Consider the following 22,212-nt stretch of genomic DNA (forward strand, 5'->3'; position numbering starts at 1 on the left):
AAGCGGTATGCGAGGGGGAGCCAAGCGTCAATGATTTTTGACGCTTAAATTAAATCGCCCCCGCCGAGTCCCTGAGCCTGGAGGGCTGCGGGTCTGGACGGGGGCGACGGCCCGGCTGCGACTGGGGGGAGCGAGCCCAGCCGGGCCCGGGGGACTAATCCCGGGGGAGGGGATCAGGCCAGGAGATTAGGCCTGGGGTTGGCGGTTACTTGGACATGGCGCCGACGGCCGCACCGCCCGCACCACCGATCAGGGCACCAGCCAGGGTATGGCCGGTCATCAGGCCGATGGCGGTACCGGCCGCGGCACCAATGGCGCCGCCGCTCAAGGCGCGCTGCTGCTGGTTGTTCATGTTCTCACAGCCGGTGGCGACCAGGGCGAGCAGCGCCAGGGCCGAAAGCTTGGTAACGCGGGAGGACGCAATCATTTCTGATCTCCTTCTTCTTCTGCTGCCGGGCTGCCCCAGCGGTGAGGAGGATTGAAGCGGCCAATTTCCGCGAAAGTGAGCCGAGAATTGGGCAATACCGCGACTGGGTTCCACGAGCCGCCGGTTAAGTATCTGAATTGACAAAGGCTGCGGATAAGCTATTTGTAATTTCAAATAAAAAGGGAGGAACCGCGGGCATGAACCAGCAAATGCCGCCGCCGGACCTGCAGAGGCCTGATTCGACCGCCCCAACCCGCCTCTGGCTCGATCCGGGCGCCAGCCGGATTCCCTATTGGGCCTATACCGACCCCGCCATCTACCAGCGCGAATTGCAGCATTTCTTCTATGGCCCGCATTGGTGCTATGTCGGCCTGGAGGCGGAAATCCCTAAGACCGGCGACTACCGGCTGAGCCGTATCGGCGAGCGCAGCGTGATCGTGGTGCGCGACCGGGAGGGCGCCGTGCATGTGGTGGAGAACCGCTGTGCCCATCGTGGTGTGCGCTTCTGCCAGAAGCCGCGCGGCAACGCCCGCAGCTTCGTCTGTCCCTATCATCAATGGACCTACAAACTGAATGGCGACCTCGCCGGGCTGCCGTTCCGCCAGGGCGTGAAGCATGGCGATGAAATCCAGGGCGGCATGCCGGCGGATTTCGATCTCAAGGCGCATGGCCTCACCCGGCTGCAGGTCGCCCGCTATGGCGGCCTGATCTTCGCCAGCTTCGATGCCGCTGTGCCGCGTTTCGAGGAGTATATCGGGCCCGAGGTGATGCCCTGGCTCGACCGCATCTTCAAGGGCCGCCAACTCACCCTGCTTGGCGTCAACCGCCAGCGCATTCCAGGCAACTGGAAACTGATGATGGAGAATATCAAGGATCCCTATCATCCCGGCCTGCTGCATACCTGGTTCGTCACCTTCGGCCTGTGGCGTGCCGACCAGCAGTCGCGCATGGTGCTGGACAAGCATGGCCGCCATGCAGTGATGATCTCGCAGCGCAATGCCGGTGGCGCCGGCACGGTCACGGAAGGCGTCACCAGCTTCAAGGCCGATATGAGCCTGAATGACCCGCGCCTGCTGGATGTGGTGCCTGAGCCGTGGTGGAACGGCCCCACCGTCACCATGATCACGCTGTTTCCCAGCCTGATCATTCAGCAGCAGGTAAATTCGCTGTCCACACGCCATATCCTGCCGGCGGGTCCGGATAGTTTCGATTTTGTCTGGACGCATTTCGGCTTCGCCGATGACTCTGAGGAAATGACCCGCCGCCGCCTGCGCCAGGCCAACCTGTTCGGCCCGGCCGGTTTCGTCTCCGCCGATGATGGCGAGGTGATCGAATTCAGCCAGCAGGGTTTTCATCGCGGCGATGATGCCAGCACGCTGTGCGAACTGGGTGGGCGCGATGTGGCACCGGCCGACCACATGGTGACCGAGACGCTGATCCGCGGCATGTATGCCTATTGGCGGCGGGAGCTTGGCCTGTGACCCCGCCCAAGATGGTTCTGGAAGAATTGCTGCTGCGGTCGGAGATCGACCGCTTCAATGCCGATTATGCCGCCCTGCTCGATACCGGCGATTTCACACGCTGGCCGGATTGCTTCGCCGCCGATGGACTCTACCGCGTCATCGGGCGGGAGAACCACGAGGCCGGATTGCCACTCTGCATCATGCAGCTCGAAGGCCATGGCATGATGCGCGACCGTGTCTATGGCATCAGCAACACGCTGTTCCATGCGCCCTACTACCAGCGCCACGTGATTGGCACGGCACGGCTGCTGGGCACAGAAACCGGCGAGGTGCTGGCGGAGGCGAACTATGCCGTGTTCCGCACCCGCCCTGGTGCCGGCATGACCGGCGGCGTGTCGGAAGTGTTCAATGTCGGGCGCTATATCGACCGCTTTCGGTGTCAGGAGGATGGCCGCCTGCTGCTCAGCCGCCGCGACTGTGTATTCGACAGTGAAATGATCCTGAATTCGCTCATTTACCCGATCTAGCCGAGCGGCTACAGTCCGGCCAGTTTTGGCAAGGGGCAGTTATGTCGTTCGGCGGCGAGGCGGTCTATTTCAACCGGGTGCGGCAGGAAATCCTGCCGCTATTGCCTGCTACGCCTGGCCGTTATCTTGAAATCGGCTGCGGCGCCGGCGCAACGCTGGCGCATATCCGCACTCTCGGCCTGGCAACCTGGGCCGGCGGCGTCGAATTCAGCCCGGAAGCCGCTAAGCGGGCGGGAGAGAAGGGCTTCGACCTGCTGCTGCAGGGTGATGTCGAGACCATGGCCTTGCCGCTCGAGCCGGGATCGCTGGATGTGATTCTCTGCCTTGATGTGCTGGAGCATCTGCGCGACCCCTGGGCGATGGCGGCGAGGCTCGCCGGCCTGCTCAAGCCGGGCGGGGTGCTGGTGGTCAGCCTGCCGAATATCCGCCACTACAAGATCGTGCTGGCTTTGCTGTTCCGCGGCCGGTGGCGCTACCAGGATGCCGGTATCCTGGATCGCACCCATCTGCGTTTCTTCGTGCGCGAGAGCGCGGTTGAGCTGCTCCAGGGGGCGGGCCTGGCGGTGGAGGCGGTGCAGCCGCATGGCCTGAAACGCTGGAAACTGAAATGGATCCTGAACCGGCTGCTGCTCGGCAGTCTGACAGACCTGTTTGCCGAGCAATTCCTGTTGCGTGGGCGGAAGGGATCGTGATGGCATTGGACAAGCCGCCGGCTTCCGTCGACCAGGATCATTTCCGCTTCGGCGAAAACTGGTCCGATTTCTCGCGCCATATCGATCCGGCGCGTATTGCGCAAGCCGAGGCCGATCTGGCCCGACTGCTGCCGGCCGCCGACATTGTCGACCGCCACCTGCTGGACATCGGTTCGGGCTCCGGGCTTTCGGCGCTGGCGGCGCTGCGTCTCGGTGCCGCTGCCGTGACGGCAGTGGACCTGGATCCGGACTCGGTGGCGACCAGCGAGGCGACCTTGCGCCGATTTGCGCCGGATGCCCGCTGGGCGTGCCGCAAGGTCAGCGTTTTTGATCTCGATGCAGCGAAGGACGGCTATTTCGATATCGTGCATTCCTGGGGCGTGCTGCACCATACCGGCGCCATGTGGCCGGCAATCGAGCGCGCCGCCTCGTTGGTGGCACCGGGCGGCCTGCTGATTCTGGCGCTCTACCGCAAAACGCCGGTCTGCGGCTTCTGGAAACTGGAGAAGCGGCTCTATTCCGCTGCACCGGCCTGGCTGCAGGCACCGGCGCGCGGCCTTTTCAAGCTGGCCTACCTCGCCGGCCTGTTGGCTACCGGCCGCAGCCCGGCGGCCTATATCCGTAGCTACAGCGGCAAGCGCGGCATGAACTGGAGCCATGACGTGCATGACTGGCTCGGCGGCCACCCGTATGAATCTGCGGCGCCGGCGGAAGTGCATGATTTCCTGGGGCAACGTGGCTTCCGCCTGGAACGCGAATTCCTCAAGCCGGCACCCGCCCTCGGCCTGCTTGGTTCGCCTTGCGATGAGTATGTTTTCCGCCGGACACCTTGATCTTTGCCCCTGGGGCCGGTACTGCATTTGCTGGCAAAACCCCGCGTGAGGGCCCCGTGACCAACCCGGATTCCAAGCGTTTCGCCCTGATCGGTGCCGCCGGCTATATCGCGCCGCGCCATATGAAGGCCATTCGCGACACCAATAACCAGCTTGTGGCCGCACTCGACCCCAAGGACAGCGTCGGCATCATCGACAGCTATTTCCCAGAGGCCGATTTCTTCATCGAGTTCGAGCGTTTCGACCGCCATATCGACAAGCTGCGCCGTGCCGGCACCGGCGTCGATTATGTGGCTATTTGCTCGCCGAACTATCTGCACGACGCCCATATCCGCTTTGCGCTGCGCAGCGGCGCCAAGGCGATCTGCGAAAAGCCGCTGGTGCTCAATCCCTGGAATATCGACGCCCTGGCGGAAATCGAGAAGGAATCCGGCAGCCGCATTTACAATATCCTGCAGCTCCGCCTGCATCCGGCGATCCAGGCCCTGCGTGCTAAGGTGGCCGCGGCACCGGCCGACCATGTTTTCGATGTTGACCTGACCTACCTCACCTCGCGCGGCCACTGGTATTTCACCAGTTGGAAGGGCGCAAATGACAAGTCTGGCGGTATCGCCACCAATATCGGTGTGCATTTCTTCGATATGCTGGCCTGGGTGTTTGGCAAGCGCCTGGACAGTGTGGTGCATCTGCATCGCCCCGATGCTGCCGCTGGCCTGCTGACCTACCAGCGCGCCCGGGTGCGCTGGTTCCTGTCGGTGAATGCCGAGCATTTGCCGCCCGCCGCGCTGGCAGCCGGCAAGCGTACCTATCGCTCGATCCTGATCGGTGGCGAGGAGCTGGAATTCAGCGAGGGGTTTACCGACCTGCATACCGCCAGCTACCAGGATATCCTGAGCGGTGGTGGCTTCGGCCTGGAAGCGGCCCGTCCGAGCATCGAAGCGGTGCATGATATCCGGCATGCCGCCATTACACCGTTGCAGAACGACTACCATCCGTTCTGCCGCAATGTCGCTGCCTCCTCATAGGGCTTGGCGATGACCCAGGCCTGGACTGCTCACCCTACCGCGATTGTTGACGATGGCGCCCGTATCGGCGAGGGCACGCGCATCTGGCATTGGGTGCATGTTTGCGGTGGCGCCGAGATCGGCAGCGGCTGCTCGCTGGGCCAGAATGTCTTCGTCGGCAATCGGGTGAAAATCGGCAACAGCGTGAAAATCCAGAATAACGTCTCGGTCTACGATAACGTGACCATCGAGGATGGCGTGTTCTGTGGTCCCAGCATGGTCTTCACCAATGTGTTCAATCCGCGCGCCAAAGTGTCGCGCAAGGATGAATACCGCGACACCCTGGTTAAGCACGGCGCCAGCATCGGTGCCAATGCCACCATCGTCTGCGGCGTCACCATCGGGCGCTATGCCTTCATCGGTGCCGGAGCCGTGATAACCAAGGATGTGCCCGACTTTGCCTTGATGACCGGCGTGCCGGCGCGGCGTACCGGCTGGATGAGCCGCAGTGGCATGCGGTTGGGGCGTGATCTGGTCTGCCCGCTGGATGGCTCGCGCTACCGCCTGACGGATGCCGGCCTGCTGGAAGAAGTGACATGAGTGTCCCGATTGCCTTTGTCGATTTGCAGGCACAGCGCCGCCGGCTGGGCGAAGACCTGAACCGCGCGATTGCCCACGTGCTCGAGCATGGCGGTTTCATCCTCGGCCCTGAAGTGGCCGAACTGGAGCGCCAGCTTGCGGCTTTCTGTGGGGCGCGCCATGCCATCACCTGCGCCAACGGCACCGATGCCTTGCAGCTGGTGCTGATGGCGGAGGGTGTCGGGCCCGGCGATGCCGTCTTCGTGCCGGGCTTTACTTTCGTGGCTTCGGCGGAAGTTGTGGCCCTGGTCGGCGCCACGCCGCTTTTCGTCGACGTGCTGCCGCATAGCTTCAATCTCGATCCCGCCAGCCTGCAGGCCGGCATTACGGAAGCCAAGCGGCTTGGCCTCAAGCCGCGCGTAGTGATGCCGGTGGATCTGTTCGGCCAGCCCGCCGACTATGGTGCCATCAGCACGATTGCCGCTGAACATGACCTGCTGTTGCTGGCCGATGCGGCGCAGAGCTTCGGTGCCCGCCGCGACAACCGCCGCGTCGGCACGCTTGGCGCCTATACCGCCACCAGCTTCTTTCCGGCCAAGCCGCTGGGCTGCTATGGCGATGGCGGCGCGATCTTCACCGACGATGATGCCAAGGCAGAGTTGCTGCGGTCGCTGCGTTTTCACGGCAAGGGCGACGACAAATACAACAATGTCCGCATCGGCATGAACAGCCGGCTGGATACATTGCAGGCGGCGATCCTGATCGAGAAGCTGCGCATCTTCGAGGACGAGATCGCAGCGCGCCAGCGTATCGCGGATTGTTACAACGCCGCTTTTGCCGGCTTGGCGCAGTTGCCGTTGCTGGATGCGGGTGCCACATCGGTCTGGGCACAATATACTCTGGTGGTGCCGGACCGTGCCGTGGTGGCGAAAGCCTGCCAAGCGGCGGGCATACCCACGGCGGTCTATTATCCGATCCCGCTGAACCGGCAGGCCGGCTATGGCCATTGCCCGGTGGTGCCGGGTGGCTTGCCGAATGCGGAGCGTCTGGCGGCGCAGGTGATCAGCCTGCCCATGCATCCCTATCTGGAAGACTACGTGCAGCAGCGCATCATCGCTGTGGTGCGTGCGGCCCTGGATATTGCCAAGCCATGATCGGTATGGCGGTGCGGCCGGTCAAACTGCTGGCGATTGCCAACGGTCTTGATGTTGGCGGCACCGAACGACATCTGCTGCAAATCCTGCCGGCGCTGAAGCAGCGCGGTTTCGATGTGCATCTGTTACTGCTGCGCCGTGGCGGTGCTCTGGAAGCCGAGATGGCGGCACATGGTATCCCGATTTATGGCGGCCCGTTCCGTCGCCTGCCGATGCGACCGCTGATGGGCTTCTGGCATGCGGTACGGCAAATGCGGGAATGGCAACCCGATATCGTGCACTGCTTCCTGCCCGAGGCTTATCTGATAGGGGGGCTGGCCGCCTGCTTGCTTGGTGCGCCAGTGCGGGTGATGAGCCGCCGCAGCCTGAACGACTATCAGCGCAAGCATCTGCTGGCCGGCTGGCTGGAGCGACGGCTGCATCGGCATATGACAGTCCTGCTCGGCAATTCGCGTGTCGTGGTGGCGCAGCTGATAGCCGAGGGCATGCCGGCGGAGAAGGTCGGGCTGATCTACAATGGCGTTGCCTTGCCGGCGGCCAAGCACAGTCGTGCCGAGGTGCGGCTGGCTTTCGGCTTGGCGCCCGAGGCATTGGTTTTCGTGCTGGTTGCCAACCTGATTCCCTACAAGGGTCATGCCGATCTGATCGAGGCCATGGCGAAGGCTGCTCCGCGCCTGCCCCCGGATAGCCGCATCGTTTGTATCGGTCGTGACGATGGTCATGGTGGCGCGCTACGGTTGCTCGCAAAGTTGCATGGGGTAGCCGACCGTTTCCTGTGGTTGGGACAGCTTGCCGACCATGGCCAGGTCGCCAGTCTGCTCGCTGCCGCCGATGCCGGGTTGCTGGTGTCGCATGAGGAGGGCTTCTCCAATGCCGTGCTGGAAGGCATGGCAGCAGGCCTGCCGATGCTGGTGACGGATGTCGGCGGCAATGCTGAAGCGGTGGGCAATACCGGCATCGTGGTGCCACGGCAGGCACCCGACGCACTCGCCGAGGCGCTGGTAAAGCTGGCCGAACCAGGCTGGCGGACAGAGATGGCGGCGGCAGCGCGCGAGCGCGTGGTGAAGCAGTTTTCTCTGCCGGCCTGTCTGAACCACTATGCCGTGCTCTACACGGCATTGGTGGCCGGTGCGGTGCCAGACGTGGCGTTGCGGCAAATGCGGGAGGCGGGCTGATGTGCGGTCTGGCCGGCCTGTTCATTCCGGGCGGCGCGTCGCCGGAGCGGTTGCGCGGCGATGTGCTTGCAATGTCGAACGCTATCGCCTATCGCGGGCCTGACAGCCATGGCATCTGGGTCGATGGCGAAGCCGGCGTGGCTTTCGGCCATCGCCGTCTCGCCATCATCGACTTGACCAGCGAGGGCGCGCAGCCGATGTCTTCGGCCTCGCACCGCTTCTGCATTGTCTATAACGGCGAAATCTACAATTACCTGGCCATACGCGAACGCCTGGCTGCCACCGGCGTGCATTTCCACGGCGCTTCCGATACCGAAGTGCTGCTGGCGGGGTTCGAGCAATGGGGCGTGGAGGCGACGCTGGCGGAAGCGAACGGAATGTTCGCCTTTGCCTTATGGGATGCATCCGAACGTGTTCTCACGCTGGGCCGCGACCGGTTTGGTCAGAAACCGATGGCCTATGGCTGGAATAACGGCGTCTTCCTGTTCGGCTCGGAACTGCGTGCCCTGGAAGCCTGGCCGTCTTTCGCTGCCGGCATCGATCCGCAGGCGCTAGCCCTGCTGCTGCGCTACGGCCATGTGCCGGCGCCGCACTCGATCAGGGCCGGCATCGCCAAACTGCCGCCAGGTTGCCTGCTGCGGCTTGGCGCTGATGCCGTACCCGGCAGCATGCCAGTGCCGCAGCCTTACTGGTCAGCCAGCGCGGTGGCGCAGGCGGCACTTGCCAGGCCATTTGCGGGCAGCGAAGCGGATGCGGTTGCCGAACTCGAGACATTGCTGCGCGATGCGGTGCGGCTCTGCATGGTATCAGACGTGCCGCTGGGGGCGTTCCTGTCCGGCGGCATCGATTCCTCGAGCGTCGTGGCGCTCATGCAGTCGCTGGGCGGCCCGCCGGTGCGCAGCTTCAGTATCGGCTTCCGCGATGCAGCCTTCGATGAGGCGCGGCATGCCCGGGCAGTGGCATCGCATCTCGGCACCGAGCATACCGAGCTTTATCTCGACGAAGCCGAAGCACTCGCTGTGGTGCCGGATCTTGGCCGGATTTTCGACGAGCCTTTCGCTGATTCATCGCAGATACCTACCTATCTGGTTTCGCGCCTGGCGCGGCAGGCTGTTACTGTCAGCCTCTCGGGCGATGGTGGTGATGAGCTTTTCGGCGGCTATAACCGCTATGCCCTGGCGTGCCGTCTGGGCAATGCCGTGCAGGCCATGCCTGGGCCTTTGCTGGCCTTGGGCCTGGAGGCGGCGCGTGCCGTGCCGCCCGGGTTGTTGAATGCCGTGCGGCCATTGCTGGGCGACCGGCTGCACAAGCTGGCAGCCGTGCTGGCGCCGGGAGAATTGCGAGGCATCTATCGCCAGTTGATGGCGATGGCACCGGCTGTGCAAGTGGCGCCGGATGGGCTACTGGACCGCCCCGGCGACTGGGCAGAGTTGGATGATCCGCGCCACATGATGATGTTGCTGGACGCCGAGACCTATCTGCCGAATGATATCCTGGTGAAGCTGGACCGGGCGAGTATGGCGGTGAGCCTCGAGTCGCGTGTGCCGCTGCTCGATCACCGGCTTTTTGAATTCGCCTGGCGCCTGCCGCTGGCGATGAAGATCGCGCCAGGTGGCAGCACGCGCGGCGGCAAGTCGATCCTGCGTAAGGTGTTGCACCGCCATGTGCCGGCTGCCTTGGTGGAACGACCGAAGATGGGCTTCGGCGTGCCACTGATGCGCTGGCTTAATGGGCCGCTGTTGGATTGGGCGGAGACGCTCCTGGCGCCCACAGCGCTTGCCGATAGCGGCATGCTTGATGTTGCCGGCATCCGCCGCATGTGGTCGGAGCACCGCAGCGGCAGCCGTGCATGGCATAATCCGCTCTGGTGCGTGCTGATGTTCCAGGCTTGGCGCGCGGCGCGCTAAGGGCGCCTGCGGGCCGAAGCCGGGCAGCAGATGTGGGCGAGCTTCAGCGCCATTGCTCGGCCATGAGTGCGACGATGCGGTTGGCGGCATGGCCATCGCCATAATCGGCGATATCGCGGCGTGGCGCGTAATCCGGACCCTGCCACAGGCGGTTCCAGCCGGAGTTAACGGTTTCCACCCACTCGGTTTCGCTACGCAGAGTCACGCAGGGCTTGCGGTGGAAATAGGCTTCCTTCTGCAGGCCGCCTGAATCGGTGTAGACCGCCGCGCAATCATCTAGCAGCCGTGCCATGTCCAGATATCCCAGCGGTGTTACCACCTGCAAGCCGGCGAGCGGCACGCTGAAGCGTTCGGCAGCGGCAACGGTACGGGGATGCAACGGCAGCACCACGGGCATGCGAGCGGCCCGTTCGCGCAAATACTCGATGACGGCGCCGAGTTTCCGCGCGTCGGCGGTATTCTCTTCGCGATGTATGGTGGCGACAGCATATTCGCCCGGCTTGACGTTCAGCCTGGCCAGGATGTCGGACCGCCGACGCGCCGCCTCGCGCGTCAGCAGTACAGTGTCGTACATCACATCGCCGACCACATGCACGCCGCGCTCGATGCCTTCCTGCCGCAGATTATCCACCGCCTGCTGCGTCGGGCAGAATAGCAGTTCGCTGACATGGTCGGCGAGCACGCGGTTAATCTCCTCAGGCATGGCGCGGTTGAACGAGCGTAGGCCAGCCTCTACATGCGCCACCGGTATGCGCAGTTTCGCGGCTGCCAGTGCGGCAGCCAGGGTGGAGTTTGTGTCGCCGTAGATCATCACCCAGTCAGGCTTTTCCTCAAGCATCACGCGCTCAAGTTCCTCGAGCATCCGTCCGGTCATCGAGCCGTGCCCGCCGCCATGGATGCCGAGATGATGCTTTGGTGCCGGAATGCCGAGTTCCTGGAAAAAGATGTCAGACATCTCGAAATCGTAATGCTGACCGGTATGCACCAGCACTTCTTCCAGTGTCTGCAACTGCTGGAAAGCGCGGCTCACCGCCGCCGCCTTGATGAATTGCGGGCGGGCGCCGACCACGGTGATGCCACGGCTGGGATGGTTAGGCATCAGCGGATTCCGATTTCGCCAAGGAAATGTTCGAGCGTTGCAAATTGTTCTCCGCGCGAGAGGCCTGCCTTCGCCGAAGCTGGCGGCGACACCACACCATTCCCACGCTTCTGGGCGAGCCACAGCCGCAATTGCTGCGCTATGGCTTCCGGCTGGTTCAGCACCTTGCCAAGGCCCCGGGAACGGATCAAGTCGGCTGCCACGCCATCCTCGCAGCCGAGCGTCAGGATCTGCCGTCCGGCGCCGGCATACTCGAACAGCTTGCCGGTGAATACACCATGCTCGCGCGGGTCGTTCCACAGCAGTAGCAGCAGGATATCGGCATGCAACTGCAACGCCTGCGCCGTCCGCAGCGGCACAGGGACATGAATATGCACACTGCCACCGATACCGTGCTGTCCGGCGGCATGGGCCACGCCACGCAGGTCCTGGCCGTAGAAATGCACGGCCACGCCGGCGCGTTCCTCGGCAGACAGCAAGGCAAGCGCGGCAAACAGATTTGCCGGATCGCGCCGGCCCGGATAGATGATGCCGGTATAGACGATGTTGAGTTTCCCCCGATCAAGGTCGGGTGCGGCAGGTACGTCGCCATAGGCGGCGGGATCGTAGCCATTCAGCACCACGGCGGTGCGCTTGCCATAGCGGCGACGCAGCGACTCGGCCAGCGGTTCTGAAACCGTGACACAGGCCACGGCCGGGCGCAGTGTCCAACGCTCGATCACAGTGTCGATGCCCAGCCGCCAGTCTGGCGTGTTGCCATAGGGGTTCTCGGTGAAGAGGTCGCGATATTCCGCCACCCAGGGGGCGCCGGCCAAGGTGCTGAGGCGGCGGCCGATCAGGTGGTCGGTGAAGGGCAGGGCAGTGGAATAGACAAGATCCGGCCGCCAGTCGCGCAGCAGCCTCTTGCCTGCAGCCACGGCCTGGGGATACCAGCCAATCTGGCCATCGGGAAACCCGACGATGCCTTTGGCAAGATCGATCAGCTGGCGCCGCAGCCGGGAGGATTGTGCTGGGGCGGAAGTGCCGCTGTTTGCTGTTGTGCCGTTCTCGGCCTGCCGCAGTTTCTCGTAGGGCGCGAATACATTGATCCAGCCCGTGGTGGTTACGCGCTCGGCCGGGAAACGGCTCACCATGGTTTTGGCATAGCCTATATTCCCAGCGGTGAGCACACGCACATCGTGGCCCTGGTCGAACAGGTATTCGGCCAGCATGCCGGCGCGCACCGCGCCGCTGGCATTAAAAGGCGGGAAGGCGAAAGCGATCAGCAGAATCTTCATGCCGCCGCCCTGCCGGTTTCAATATCGCCGAACTCGGCGCCAAACAGTTTGGCCCAGCGCAGCAGGTTAAGGCAGCGCCAGAGCGATGCATCATGCTGTGTGCGGCCATCGGCCAGCGCCAGTAGGCGGTTGCGCACTACCGGCGTGAAGCAGCCGGGCAGCGGCATTGCCGCAGTGTCGCGGATATAGGCCGCCAGCGCGGCATCCCGGCCAAACCAATCGGCTTCCGGCGTAACGAAGCCGATCTTGTCGCGGCGGTCGAGGATGGCATCCGGCACCAAGCCGCGCAGTGCTTGGCGCAGCACGGCTTTCGTGGTGCCATCGGGAGCGATCAGCAGATCGTCAGACAGGCCGGTGGCGAAGTCGGCCAGGGCCGTAGTAAGGAATGGCACGCGGTTCTCCACCGAAACCCGCATGGCGTTGCGGTCGGCGTAGCGCAGCAGCATCGGCAAGCTGGAGCCGAAGGTGGCGTCGAGCAACTGCCGCTGTAGGGGCGTAGCACCAGGCCATTGCTTCGCCTCGGGGGGATTCACCGCGCCAAACCAGTCCCCATTCAGCCAGTCTGGCATCAGCGAGCGGCCAACCAATCGGCGCATCGGTACCTGCAATGCCGCTGGCAGCATAGGTGCCAGTGCCATCAGCAGTAGGTTACGCCGGTCCTGCGGCAAGGCAGTGAGCAGTCCGAGAGCTTCGCTCCAGCGGCCATGGCGGATCAGCGCCTCGAGCCGCGCAGCGCGGAAGACTGGATAGCCGGCAAAGAGTTCGTCAGCACCCTGGCCGTCCAGCACCACCTTGTAGCCCGCCTGATGCACGGCAGCGAAGACATGCGCCTGCGCCCACATGCTGCTGGTGCCGAAAGGCTGCTCCTGGCTCAGGATAAGTCCGTCGAGTTCTTGCGCCAGATCACCCGGCTGCAGCCTGACCGGATGCACCATGCCGCCAATGCTGCTTGCCACTTGCCCAATCCAGTGGCTCTCATCGATGCTGCCGGCACCGGCATAGTAGCTGAACAATGGCAGCGGATCGCTGCTGCCGCCAATCCGCTGCATGGCGCAGACGATGCCGCTGGAATCGATGCCGCCCGACAATGTGGCGGCCACCGGCACATCGGCGGTCATATGCAGGCGCACGCTATCAAGGAACAGGCCACGCAGTTCCTCGGCTGCAGCAGCCATGCTCAACCCGCCGCGCTTGCGCCGGCCAGGCTGCCAGTAGGGCTGCGGCACAACGCGGCCAGGATGCGCCAGGTTGACCTCCATATAATGTGCCGGCGGCAATTCGTGGATGTCGCGAAACAGCGTGGCGCCGTCTTGGTTGGTCACGGCATGGCGCAGATAGCGGAACAGGGCGGCAGTATTTACCTGGCGTGAGGCGGCACCAATGGCGAGCAGCGGCCGGATTTCAGACGCGAAGCTGAATTGCGTATCGCTATAGGCATAGTGCAGCGGCTTAATGCCGAACTGGTCCCGGGCCAACAGCAGGCGGCCCTCGCGGCAATCCAGGAAGGCAACGGCGAACATGCCGGTAAGGCGGTTAAAGCAGCCGGTGCCTTCGCGGATCAGTAGCTGGAATAGCACTTCGCTGTCGGAAGTGGAGCGGAAGCGGTAGCCGGCTGCCTCGAGTTCAGCCCGCAGTGCCGGATAATTGTAGATCTCGCCATTATAGACCATCGCATAACGGCCGGTTTCGTCCGCCATCGGCTGCCAGCCGGTGGGCGAAAGATCGACAATGGAAAGCCGCCGATGCACAAGGCCGACCGAGCCGCCGCCCAGGGCCTCCGGGTCGCGGCCAAGACGCGGCGCCGCGACGCGGTCCCACAGCAGAAAACCCCAGTCGTCGGGCCCGCGATGGCTCTGTTGCTCGGAAAGCAGCCTCAGTGTCTCGGCTGGTCTGGCGAGATGGGCATTGGAAACGATGCCAGCAATACCGCACATCTGGGTCAGGCTTTCCTGTGGCCGATATAGCCGACGCCGAGCAGCCGCTTGCCGATCAGTTCGCGATACTTGGCGGGCGACTGCGGTTTTGGCGTGAAGCCGGTATCCTCGAACCAGAGCGCCACTTCGTTGAAGCCGTGCTGGTGGGCATAGCGCGGCGTGAAGGCATCGCGCAGGCCATGAAGCGTGTTCTGGAAGCGCCAGCCGGCTGGCCGGCGGTCGCGCAGCTTGACCAGTGGATGCAGCAGGCAGGTAATTAAGAACATCACGCCATTGCGGAAGAAGGCCGGGCTGCGGCTGAGCACCGGCCGGAACAGCCGGTGGGTGATGAACCAGTAGAGCCAGATGATGAATCCGCGCAGGCCAGGGACCACGTAGGCATCCTCGACGGCATAAAGCCATACGAATAGCGAGCCATCGGGCCGCACGAACTTGGCTATGGCATCGAACGCTGCCTTGGTGGAATAGGTATGGTGCAGTACTCCTTGGCTGTGAACATGCGCCATGCTGTTCGGTGCGAAAGGAATGCGGAACAGCGAGGCCACCACCGGATGCACGCGCGGCGATGCCTGCAAGGTCTTGCCAGCAGCGACGAGGGCAAGATTGAGGTCGAGCGCGATCACGTCTGCGGCAGGAAAAAGCTCAGCCAGGATACGGGATTCCTTGCCGAAGCCGACGCCGACATTGAGTACGGTATCGACCTTGTCCCGCTCGGCTTTGCTCATCTGCAGCCAGACATCGCGGTGCAGTGCCACCAGCTCGTCGTCGCGGTAGATGAAAGTAAGTTCGTCGTCGGCCAGGCCGTTCCACTCCTCGGTGAAGGTTTGCTGCACCGAGCGCTCGCCTGGCATCGGCAGCAAGTCCGGCGGCGCATAGCCAGGATGGGCTGCCAGCGCAGCAGCATGATCGGCAGCGAAGCGGGTGAGCAGCGGCGTTGGAAAAGCCAGCAGGATCGGCACGAAATTCACGATCGGATACCACAGCTTGGCGTTGTCGCAGAGCAATAGCCCGGTGCGGACCGCATCGCCTTCGCACTCGATGGCTTCGAGTCGCAGGGAGCTGCCGCTTACCGGACAGCGCAGGAGGGGTAGCAGCTTTGGATTCATGATGCTTGCTCTGTGTGGTCGCCGACGGCCTGGCTTTGTAAGGATGAGGCAATATGGCGCACGATGCGGGCCGGAGAGCCTGCGATCACCACCTTGCCTTCGGGAAAGGAATCGCGGACGACGCTATTAGCGCCGACAATGGTGCCGTCGCCCAGCGTGACACCGGGCAGGATTACCGAGCCGAAGCCGATCCAGCATTCACGCCCAATGCGAATGCCGGCCGTGGGTGGGGCATCGTCCAAATTCTCGATGGCGTGGGTCTGCGACACGATGGCGACATTGGCGCCCCAGATGGTACCACGGCCGAGCCAGAGTCCATCGGCGGCATTGATATAGCTGCCACCGCTGACGGCGAAGCTGCGACGCACGCGCGGGCAGTCATCCTCGATATGCAGGCCATAGGCATGCAGCACCCGCGTGGTGAAATGCTTGTTGTAAGGGCAATCGGCATCCAGCCGGAAAAGGCGTTGGAACAGGATGTTGATCAGCCACAGCGCCACGCCGGTGCCGGGAGGGTAGCGGAGCAGGGCAAAAAGCCGGTTCTTCATGGGTGAGCGGCTCCAGAGGGAACGGATGTGGCGAACCAGCCGAGCAGGGCAACAGCCGGTCGGCGCAGCGGCAGCGGCAGGGATCCCAGATGCGGCGCCAGCCATCGCAGATGATGGAACCAGTGCAATTGCCGGCCGAGAAACAGTCCGGTGCCGAGCAGTACCAGCCCGATCACCGGTGCCAGCGCCGGTGGTGCCAGCACGACAGCCAATGCACAGACGATGCTGCCCAGGCCGGTCGCGGCAACCTTGGCAAGCTCTGCAGCATTGGCGTGACCGCAGCCGATCTGCCATATCAGCAGGATCAGGGGCAGGGCCATGAGCCAGATGGTGAGCGAGGCGGCAAGTGCGGCTCCGGCAAGGCCGAAAGCTGGAACGAGCAGCAGGTTGGCGGCGATATTGGCGGCTGCTGCGGCCATGTTGATCGTCACCACACGGCCCACGGCCTGCTGGTAGGCCATCAGCAGCGGACTGATGATGTAGGTAAGTAACTGGCCGGGAAAGCTGCTGAGCAGGAGCAACAGCGGCAACTCGGCATCGGCATAGGCGATGGGCCAGATCGTCGTGCCGGCCAGTGTCACTAGCACCAGCGCCAGCGGCATCAGCGTGGCGAGCAACGCTGAAGCGGAAACCGCAAAACGCAGCATCCGCTCGATGTTCTCGGTGGAGCCGGAAAGGCGCAGGTCGGTCATGCGCGGCGCGATCACGGCGGAAAGAGCCATCAGCAGTCCCACCGCAAGGCTGTAGAGGCTGAAAGCCCAGGCATAGATGCCGGCGGCATGCACATCGAGAAAATAGCGGATCGCCCAGATGCCGAGCCAACTGACGATAATCCCCGAGGCGGTGGCCAGCGGTAGCTTCCAGCCATAAGCCACCAGGCGGCGGAGCGTGGCTTGGTCGAACAGGCTGGCGCGCCGGCGCGGCGGTAGCCGCAGCAATTGATAGGTGGCGGACAGCAACCAACCGCCAATGGTGCCAAGCAGCAGCATCTGCGTGCTGGCAGGAAAGCCGACGGTAAATACCAGCACTACCGCCAACGGCCCGAACTTCGTCAGCACCTGTCCGGCGCCGTACCCCGAAAAGCGGTTGGCCGCTTGGCAGGCAAAGCTGAAGGCCTCGACGATGATCGCCATCGTCAGGCCTGCCAGCAGCCAGGGCAGCATGCCTAGGGAGAGTCCGAAGCGTTCGCCATAGAGCGTGGCCGCCAGCCAGGCCAGGGGGGCCACTGCGACGAGCAACGCGGCCTGCATCGAGAGGGCAGTACCGAGCGTGCTCCATACCGAGCCGGACGTATTGAACTCCTCACGCGCAAACCGGAAGATCGACTGGTTGAGCCAGGAGAAGCCGACGCCGGCAGTGATCTGCATGGTGGAAAGTAGCAATGTATATTCGCCGAACACTGCCGGTGGCACCACGCTGGCGGCTAGTGCGATCGTGGTGGCGGCAAACAGGAAAGCCACGCCCTGCAGCCCCAGCACGCGGAACCAGTTGCCGAGGATATGCGTAGCGTTGGTCATATGACGCGGCTCGCAGCAACATTGAGGGCGGCCAGGCGCTGGCCGAGTTCGGCAGCATCAGCACCGAACAGCGCCGTTTCGGCCCAGATCGAAAACGACAGCAGCAGACAGGCCGCCATGTAGGAATGGTCGATGGCCCAGGCGGCGCCTTCGCGGCTGAACACGCCGAGTTCGAGATAGCGGCCGCGCAGCAGGCATTCCTCCACCGCCGGCCGCCAGGCATGGCGCAGCAAGTCATGCAGCTGGATGCTGTAGCCGAAGCCGATCTTCGGCGCATGCACCAGACTTTCGGGCAGCACCTGGGTAAGATGCTGCTTCATGATCCATTTCGTATTCTGCGGCGCAGGCCGCTCGCCCAATAGCAGACTTGCCGGCAGCGACGCGGCAAATTCCGCAATCGGATGCGACAGGAACGGTGCCCGCAATTCCAGCCCATGCCGCATGCCCGACATGTCGCCGATCACGGCATGGCCATGCTGGTGGCATACCATCAAGTCACTGTAGATCGTTGCATCGAGCAGGGTTTCGGGGTTGCATTCGCGCGCGGCGGCTGCGGCATAGCGACCCGGCTCGTCGTCTTGCCAGCGCGCGGCGAAGGCGGGTGTGGCTAGGCGCTGCATCAGAGTGCGGGCGGCGGCATCCAGGCTACGTCCCCGCCGCTCCGCCAATGGCAGCTTGGCGTTGGTCAGTAGCAGCGCACCACTGGATCGTAGCTGCGCCGGCAGCAGCCGGCTTAAGACCGGTGGCCAAGGCCGCGCCAGGATGTCCAGGCGCTGGCGCATCGGTATCCGCGCATAGCCGGCATAGCCGGCGAAAACCTCGTCAGCGCCGTTGCCAGACAGTACCACTTTCACTTCCTGGCTCATCTGCCGCGCCAGCAGGTCGGCATAAAGCATCACGAACGACGACATCGGCTGGTCGTAATGCGCGATCACGCCGACCGCCTGTGCGATATCGATCTCGCCGACATCCACATTGCGGTGCCGGGTATGCAGCAGCTCCGCGGCGATTCCGGCACGGCGAAATTCCTCATCCTCGCCGCCCGGTGGATTATGTCCGATGCAATAGGTGTTGATGGCAGGATCGGCCTGCCTGGCGAAGCGGGCAATCGTACTGGAATCGACACCGCCCGACAGCATCACGCCTACCGGCACATCGGCGATCAGTTCGTCGCGCACGGTTTCGGCCAGCAATGTGCCATAGGCTTCCAACGCTTCGTCCTGCCGCCAGGCGTGCCGGCGGCTGAAATCGAGCTTCCAGTAGCGTTGGCGTCGCGAATTTCCGTTCTGCCAGATCAGAATCTCGGCCGGCGCCAATTGCTCGATGCCGCGATGGATGCTGTGCGGCGCGGGGAGGCTCTGGTAGGCCAGCAGCAAGGGAATAGCCGCTTCATTGAGGCTGCGATCCACCCATGGCAATCGCCGCAATCCCTTGATCTCAGAACTGAAAGCCAGCATGCCACCGGCCTCGGCGAAATAGAGTGGTTTCTCACCGATGCGGTCGCGCGCTAGCAGCAGGCGCTGCTGTTTGTTGTCCCACAGCGCGAAGGCGAACATGCCGACCAGATGTTCGACGCAGCGCTCGCCATAGCGCTGGTAGAGCGGCAGGATCACTTCTACATCGGTATCGCTCTGGAAGCGGTAGCCATCGCGGGCCAATTCGCGGCGCAGCGCGCGGTAATTGTAGATTTCGCCGTTGCAGACCATGACTAGGCTGCCATCGGCGCTGAGCATCGGCTGCGTCCCGCGCTCGCTCAGGTCGATGATGCTCAGTCTGCGGTGGCCGAAGGCCATATGCGGCATGATATGGATCGATCCACCATCGGGGCCGCGGTGGCGCAGCGCGTCATTCATCGCTGCTATCCAGGCCGGAGCCTCCGCTGTTTCAGGCTGGGTTGAGACCAGGCCGTTTATGCCGCACATAGCATCACCATCAGTGCGGCGGTCGTTCGCCGATCGCGATCAGCCCGGCGGATTGGCTCGGCAGCAGGCGCCCCATGGCTTCCATCGCCATTCGACCGATGGCAATGCGGCCAAACAGGCGGCCCAGAGCCATATGCGGCATGAAGAAGCCTTCCCGGGCCACCAGCCGCACCTTCACGCCGCTGGCTGTGAGCGCGCTGTCCAGCGAGGTGGCGGTGAAGAAATGCACATGGTCGGTGGTCCGCAAGATTGAGCGCTGCAGGACATTGTTGCGCAGCCGGGCAAACAAGCAGCCTTCGTTCGGCACGCCTACCACGATCAGGCCACCGGGCCGCAGCACGCGGCAGAGTTCGGCCAGGGCAGCGGCTTTTTCCGGTATGTGCTCGATCACATGGTTGCACAATACCATGTCGAAATGGCTGTCAGGATAGGGTAGCGCGGTGAGCGAGCCGATGGTGAGGCTGGCGATCCCAAGTTTGCCGGCCCGCTCAATACGCTTCGGATTATAGTCAATGGCGAGGAAATTCGCCGTGAGGCCTTGCTGCAGCACGATCTGTTGCAGGCCCTGCAGGTTGATGCCGTCGCCACAGCCGGCGTCGAGGATGCGCAGCCTGTCCTGAGATGGTTTGTTGCGGCCGCGCCAGTCTCGCAGCGCCTGGGCAAACAGCCGCCAGCGGCCCTCAACTACGGCCCTGGTTGCCGCATGGTCGCACTGTATGTGGAACTGATCGTCGCTATACCACTCGGCACGATTGGGATCGTGCTCACGCGAGGCAGCAGGCCTGCTGCCGGCCTCGGCTAGCCATTCGGCATAATGGCGGCGCTTGTTGGCGGAGGCTGCCGCCAGCGAATGCCGAGCCACAGCGAGGTCGCGCGCGGCAACGCCGAATGTCCTGGCCTGTGCCGGATCGTCCAGCAATTGACCGATGCGGCGTGCCAGGGCGGCGGTATCATGTTCGGGTACCAGGAAGCCGGTTTCGCCGTCGCGCACCAGTTCGCTATGCCACTCAACGTCATATGCCACGATGGCGCTGCCGGCGGCGCAGGCCTCGATCAGGCTAAAACCGGCCATGGTGCAGATGCTGGCCACGGATTCCTGGCGCAGCGCGGCAACCGCGGCCCGCGATATGAAACCAGTAAACTCGACGCATCTCCGCAGCACCGGATCGGTGGCCACTTTCTTGCGCAGCCGCGCTTCTTCGGCACCGCCGCCGGCAATCACCAGCCGAAAATCCTGCCGCGCCACCCCCAGGATCGCGGCGGCAGCCAGGATGTCGTCCAGGTAGTTTTCCTTCGACAGGCGACCGGCAAAACTCACGATGGCACGGCCATCGCGTGGTACCGGCAATTCCTGCTGCGATGTGGTGAACAGGCTGAGATCGGCGCCGTGCGGTATCACCCGGATACGTTCGGGCTTTGCGCCATGGCGCAAGGCATAGGCCGAAAGGCTCTCACGGATCGGCAGCACGCGGTCTGCGCGCGCCAGCACGAAGCGCTCGATCAGCAGGGCAAGGCGGCGCGACCCCATCAAGGTAGGCGCACCGGCGGCTCCATCCAGCTCATAGCGCTTGTCGTAATCGGCATGCAGCGACACGCAGAACGGCTTGCCGGAAAGCCGTGCAACGATCAAGGCAAATAGCCCCGAGAAGCAGGGATCGGTCGAGCGGATAATGTTGATTTCTTCCTTGCGTGCCAGGTCTCGCAGTGCCAGCGAGGTGCGCAGCAGATGCAACGGCGCCATTAGGCGCCTGAGCCAGCGCCGGTTGCGCGTCGGCGCAAACCAGTCGAGGCCATACTCATGCACCACATGGCAGTCGCTCAGGTGATGCTGGCGCGTGTGGTGGGTAAAGGGAAAGGCGAAATGCACAGCCTCGAAGAAACCCTGCTCGTCGAAATCCTGCAGCAGCTCGGACACGCCCTTGCGCACCGACGAATCATAGTCGGCTGGTGCAATCACCATGAGGCGCGGTCGTGCTGCGGCGGCAGATGTTGTCATTTCTTTTCCGCCACGAAGCCGAGGCGCCAGGAAACGAAGCTGAGGATGCGGAAGCCGAACGTCTTACCCCAGCGGATCGCATCGCCTTCATCTGCCGCCTCGGCATAGCTCGGCGAATAGGCGTCGTAGAGATTGATCAGGCGGTAACCCTTGTCGCTATGGCTGGTGATGCCGGGGGTGAAGAAAGCGACCACGCGGCCGAGGATCGGCAGGTTGCGCAGCTTGTATACCGTGTCCGTCGCCAGCACGCGCAGCACTGCCACCAGCATGTCGTTGGGCAGGCGCATGAAGATGTTGTGCAGCAACTCGGTATAAAGCAGGTGGGCCATCCGGGCGATCAGCATCAGGTAGGCCAGCGGCCCGGTGCGGTATTTGTCGCCAAGCGGCAGCAAAGGCCGGGCATAGATCCAGATCGCCAGCCGCTTCGCCTTGGCGGTGGCGCGTGCCACTTCACTGATGCAGGCTTCAAGGAAGCCGGAATGATGGATCGAGGCCAGGGCCATGGCGAAATCGGCGCGGTCGCTTTTCACTGGCAGGTACTTGGCATTAGCCTGCACGAACACGATGCGGTCGAGAAATTCGGGATAGCGCTGCGCGATGATCCGCCGGCCGACATCAACGCCGCGTGTCAGGTCGAAGGCATAGACGCGCTTGGCGCCAAGCTGCAGCAGCCGCACGCTGTATTGCGCCGTGCCGCAGCCGATATCCAGACAGACTTCCGCATCTTTGATGTCAGCGAACGCCTCGCCGTCCTCCTCGAAGTAGCGGATGACGTTGTGTACCTCATAGGCCGGCGTGCCCTGCTCGATAATCTCGTAATTGTAGCCGCGGCCGCCATCCAGCTCGGTCCACTTGTAGTCCCACATGGTGTTGTAGTTGGCGCCGCCATCCAGATGCAGCAGGCGGGGAATCCCGTCGACGACCGGATAGTCGCGCGTGCAGGGGGCGCAGTGGAGTTTGTCCTGCCCGAAGGTAAGGTCGCTCTTGCAGACCGGGCAGCAGAGAACCGAAAGATCGCTGGATTCAAACATGCGGCGTTGCTCTTGGCTGGT

General features: G+C 63.5%; 19 protein-coding genes. 9 read left to right on the forward strand and 10 right to left on the reverse strand.

The annotated features are described in order from the left end of the window. Window positions 1-205: 205 nt before the first annotated feature. Window positions 206-427 (reverse strand): YMGG-like glycine zipper-containing protein, encoded by a 222-nt coding sequence (locus tag V6B08_RS06185; protein WP_341978874.1) that lies wholly within the window; start codon window positions 425-427, stop codon window positions 206-208. A 197-nt stretch (window positions 428-624) separates the two neighbouring features. Here V6B08_RS06185 and V6B08_RS06190 point away from each other — a divergent pair, with 197 nt between their 5' ends. The 9 genes from V6B08_RS06190 to asnB (V6B08_RS06230) are packed head-to-tail and all read left to right on the forward strand — an operon-like array spanning window position 625 to window position 9,761. Then, entirely contained in the window at window positions 625-1,908 is a 1,284-nt protein-coding gene (locus V6B08_RS06190) for an aromatic ring-hydroxylating dioxygenase subunit alpha (protein ID WP_341978875.1), read from the forward strand. Continuing rightward, window positions 1,905-2,417 (forward strand): aromatic-ring-hydroxylating dioxygenase subunit beta, encoded by a 513-nt coding sequence (locus V6B08_RS06195; protein WP_341978876.1) that lies wholly within the window; start codon window positions 1,905-1,907, stop codon window positions 2,415-2,417. The genes V6B08_RS06190 and V6B08_RS06195 overlap by 4 nt, the downstream gene beginning before the upstream one ends. A gap of 41 nt (window positions 2,418-2,458) precedes the next feature. Next, window positions 2,459-3,109: a class I SAM-dependent methyltransferase gene (locus V6B08_RS06200; RefSeq protein WP_341978877.1), complete on the forward strand. Its 651-nt coding sequence runs from the start codon at window positions 2,459-2,461 to the stop codon at window positions 3,107-3,109. After that, window positions 3,109-3,942, forward strand: coding sequence for a class I SAM-dependent methyltransferase (locus tag V6B08_RS06205; RefSeq protein WP_341978879.1), 834 nt, complete (start codon window positions 3,109-3,111; stop codon window positions 3,940-3,942). The genes V6B08_RS06200 and V6B08_RS06205 overlap by 1 nt, the downstream gene beginning before the upstream one ends. A 56-nt stretch (window positions 3,943-3,998) precedes the next feature. After that, the gene (locus tag V6B08_RS06210) at window positions 3,999-4,967 is read left to right on the forward strand and encodes a Gfo/Idh/MocA family protein (RefSeq protein WP_341978880.1); all 969 of its coding nucleotides are present in this window, start codon (window positions 3,999-4,001) and stop codon (window positions 4,965-4,967) included. Between the two features lie 9 nt (window positions 4,968-4,976). Further along, window positions 4,977-5,546: an acyltransferase gene (locus tag V6B08_RS06215; protein ID WP_341978881.1), complete on the forward strand. Its 570-nt coding sequence runs from the start codon at window positions 4,977-4,979 to the stop codon at window positions 5,544-5,546. Next, window positions 5,543-6,679 carry a DegT/DnrJ/EryC1/StrS family aminotransferase gene (locus V6B08_RS06220; protein ID WP_341978883.1) on the forward strand — a complete coding sequence of 379 codons (1,137 nt, stop codon included), beginning with the start codon at window positions 5,543-5,545 and terminating at the stop codon, window positions 6,677-6,679. Before V6B08_RS06215 ends, V6B08_RS06220 begins: the two co-directional genes overlap by 4 nt. Further along, on the forward strand, window positions 6,676-7,854 hold the full coding sequence (locus tag V6B08_RS06225; RefSeq protein WP_341978884.1) for a glycosyltransferase: 1,179 nt from the start codon (window positions 6,676-6,678) through the stop codon (window positions 7,852-7,854). The genes V6B08_RS06220 and V6B08_RS06225 overlap by 4 nt, the downstream gene beginning before the upstream one ends. Then, window positions 7,854-9,761: an asparagine synthase (glutamine-hydrolyzing) gene (gene asnB / locus V6B08_RS06230; RefSeq protein WP_341978885.1), complete on the forward strand. Its 1,908-nt coding sequence runs from the start codon at window positions 7,854-7,856 to the stop codon at window positions 9,759-9,761. Before V6B08_RS06225 ends, asnB (V6B08_RS06230) begins: the two co-directional genes overlap by 1 nt. A gap of 43 nt (window positions 9,762-9,804) precedes the next feature. Here the strand turns inward: asnB (V6B08_RS06230) and wecB are convergent, their stop codons facing one another. The 9 genes from wecB to V6B08_RS06275 are packed head-to-tail and all read right to left on the reverse strand — an operon-like array spanning window position 9,805 to window position 22,191. Further along, window positions 9,805-10,860 carry a non-hydrolyzing UDP-N-acetylglucosamine 2-epimerase gene (gene wecB / locus V6B08_RS06235; protein WP_341978887.1) on the reverse strand — a complete coding sequence of 352 codons (1,056 nt, stop codon included), beginning with the start codon at window positions 10,858-10,860 and terminating at the stop codon, window positions 9,805-9,807. Continuing rightward, entirely contained in the window at window positions 10,860-12,137 is a 1,278-nt protein-coding gene (locus tag V6B08_RS06240; RefSeq protein WP_341978888.1) for a glycosyltransferase, read from the reverse strand. Before V6B08_RS06240 ends, wecB begins: the two co-directional genes overlap by 1 nt. Beyond that, entirely contained in the window at window positions 12,134-14,071 is a 1,938-nt protein-coding gene (gene asnB, locus V6B08_RS06245; protein ID WP_341978889.1) for an asparagine synthase (glutamine-hydrolyzing), read from the reverse strand. The genes V6B08_RS06240 and asnB (V6B08_RS06245) overlap by 4 nt, the downstream gene beginning before the upstream one ends. A gap of 5 nt (window positions 14,072-14,076) precedes the next feature. Then, the gene (locus V6B08_RS06250; RefSeq protein WP_341978890.1) at window positions 14,077-15,177 is read right to left on the reverse strand and encodes a methyltransferase domain-containing protein; all 1,101 of its coding nucleotides are present in this window, start codon (window positions 15,175-15,177) and stop codon (window positions 14,077-14,079) included. Then, a complete protein-coding gene (locus V6B08_RS06255; protein ID WP_341978891.1) occupies window positions 15,174-15,725 on the reverse strand; it encodes an acyltransferase in 552 nt (183 codons plus the stop codon). Before V6B08_RS06255 ends, V6B08_RS06250 begins: the two co-directional genes overlap by 4 nt. Continuing rightward, on the reverse strand, window positions 15,722-17,242 hold the full coding sequence (locus V6B08_RS06260; RefSeq protein ID WP_341978892.1) for an oligosaccharide flippase family protein: 1,521 nt from the start codon (window positions 17,240-17,242) through the stop codon (window positions 15,722-15,724). The genes V6B08_RS06255 and V6B08_RS06260 overlap by 4 nt, the downstream gene beginning before the upstream one ends. Beyond that, window positions 17,239-19,164: an asparagine synthase (glutamine-hydrolyzing) gene (gene asnB / locus V6B08_RS06265; RefSeq protein WP_341978894.1), complete on the reverse strand. Its 1,926-nt coding sequence runs from the start codon at window positions 19,162-19,164 to the stop codon at window positions 17,239-17,241. Before asnB (V6B08_RS06265) ends, V6B08_RS06260 begins: the two co-directional genes overlap by 4 nt. Before the next feature lie 10 nt (window positions 19,165-19,174). Continuing rightward, entirely contained in the window at window positions 19,175-21,160 is a 1,986-nt protein-coding gene (locus V6B08_RS06270) for a glycosyltransferase (protein ID WP_341978895.1), read from the reverse strand. Next, window positions 21,157-22,191: a methyltransferase domain-containing protein gene (locus V6B08_RS06275; protein ID WP_341978897.1), complete on the reverse strand. Its 1,035-nt coding sequence runs from the start codon at window positions 22,189-22,191 to the stop codon at window positions 21,157-21,159. Before V6B08_RS06275 ends, V6B08_RS06270 begins: the two co-directional genes overlap by 4 nt. Window positions 22,192-22,212 lie beyond the last annotated feature (21 nt).

The organism is Ferrovibrio sp. MS7 (genome assembly GCF_038404985.1).
Lineage (GTDB): Bacteria > Pseudomonadota > Alphaproteobacteria > Ferrovibrionales > Ferrovibrionaceae > Ferrovibrio > Ferrovibrio plantarum.

What these genes read in the sequence shown, in the direction of transcription:
- V6B08_RS06275 (WP_341978897.1), bottom strand. Translation starts at nt 22,191, where the DNA reads ATGTTTGAATCCAGCGATCTTTCGGTTCTCTGCTGCCCGGTCTGCAAG.
- V6B08_RS06225 (WP_341978884.1), top strand. Translation starts at nt 6,676, where the DNA reads ATGATCGGTATGGCGGTGCGGCCGGTCAAACTGCTGGCGATTGCCAAC.
- asnB (WP_341978885.1), top strand. Translation starts at nt 7,854, where the DNA reads ATGTGCGGTCTGGCCGGCCTGTTCATTCCGGGCGGCGCGTCGCCGGAG.
- V6B08_RS06200 (WP_341978877.1), top strand. Translation starts at nt 2,459, where the DNA reads ATGTCGTTCGGCGGCGAGGCGGTCTATTTCAACCGGGTGCGGCAGGAA.
- V6B08_RS06185 (WP_341978874.1), bottom strand. Translation starts at nt 427, where the DNA reads ATGATTGCGTCCTCCCGCGTTACCAAGCTTTCGGCCCTGGCGCTGCTC.
- wecB (WP_341978887.1), bottom strand. Translation starts at nt 10,860, where the DNA reads ATGCCTAACCATCCCAGCCGTGGCATCACCGTGGTCGGCGCCCGCCCG.
- V6B08_RS06190 (WP_341978875.1), top strand. Translation starts at nt 625, where the DNA reads ATGAACCAGCAAATGCCGCCGCCGGACCTGCAGAGGCCTGATTCGACC.
- V6B08_RS06260 (WP_341978892.1), bottom strand. Translation starts at nt 17,242, where the DNA reads ATGACCAACGCTACGCATATCCTCGGCAACTGGTTCCGCGTGCTGGGG.
- V6B08_RS06220 (WP_341978883.1), top strand. Translation starts at nt 5,543, where the DNA reads ATGAGTGTCCCGATTGCCTTTGTCGATTTGCAGGCACAGCGCCGCCGG.
- V6B08_RS06270 (WP_341978895.1), bottom strand. Translation starts at nt 21,160, where the DNA reads ATGACAACATCTGCCGCCGCAGCACGACCGCGCCTCATGGTGATTGCA.
- V6B08_RS06215 (WP_341978881.1), top strand. Translation starts at nt 4,977, where the DNA reads ATGACCCAGGCCTGGACTGCTCACCCTACCGCGATTGTTGACGATGGC.
- asnB (WP_341978894.1), bottom strand. Translation starts at nt 19,164, where the DNA reads ATGTGCGGCATAAACGGCCTGGTCTCAACCCAGCCTGAAACAGCGGAG.
- V6B08_RS06240 (WP_341978888.1), bottom strand. Translation starts at nt 12,137, where the DNA reads ATGAAGATTCTGCTGATCGCTTTCGCCTTCCCGCCTTTTAATGCCAGC.
- V6B08_RS06205 (WP_341978879.1), top strand. Translation starts at nt 3,109, where the DNA reads ATGGCATTGGACAAGCCGCCGGCTTCCGTCGACCAGGATCATTTCCGC.
- asnB (WP_341978889.1), bottom strand. Translation starts at nt 14,071, where the DNA reads ATGTGCGGTATTGCTGGCATCGTTTCCAATGCCCATCTCGCCAGACCA.
- V6B08_RS06255 (WP_341978891.1), bottom strand. Translation starts at nt 15,725, where the DNA reads ATGAAGAACCGGCTTTTTGCCCTGCTCCGCTACCCTCCCGGCACCGGC.
- V6B08_RS06250 (WP_341978890.1), bottom strand. Translation starts at nt 15,177, where the DNA reads ATGAATCCAAAGCTGCTACCCCTCCTGCGCTGTCCGGTAAGCGGCAGC.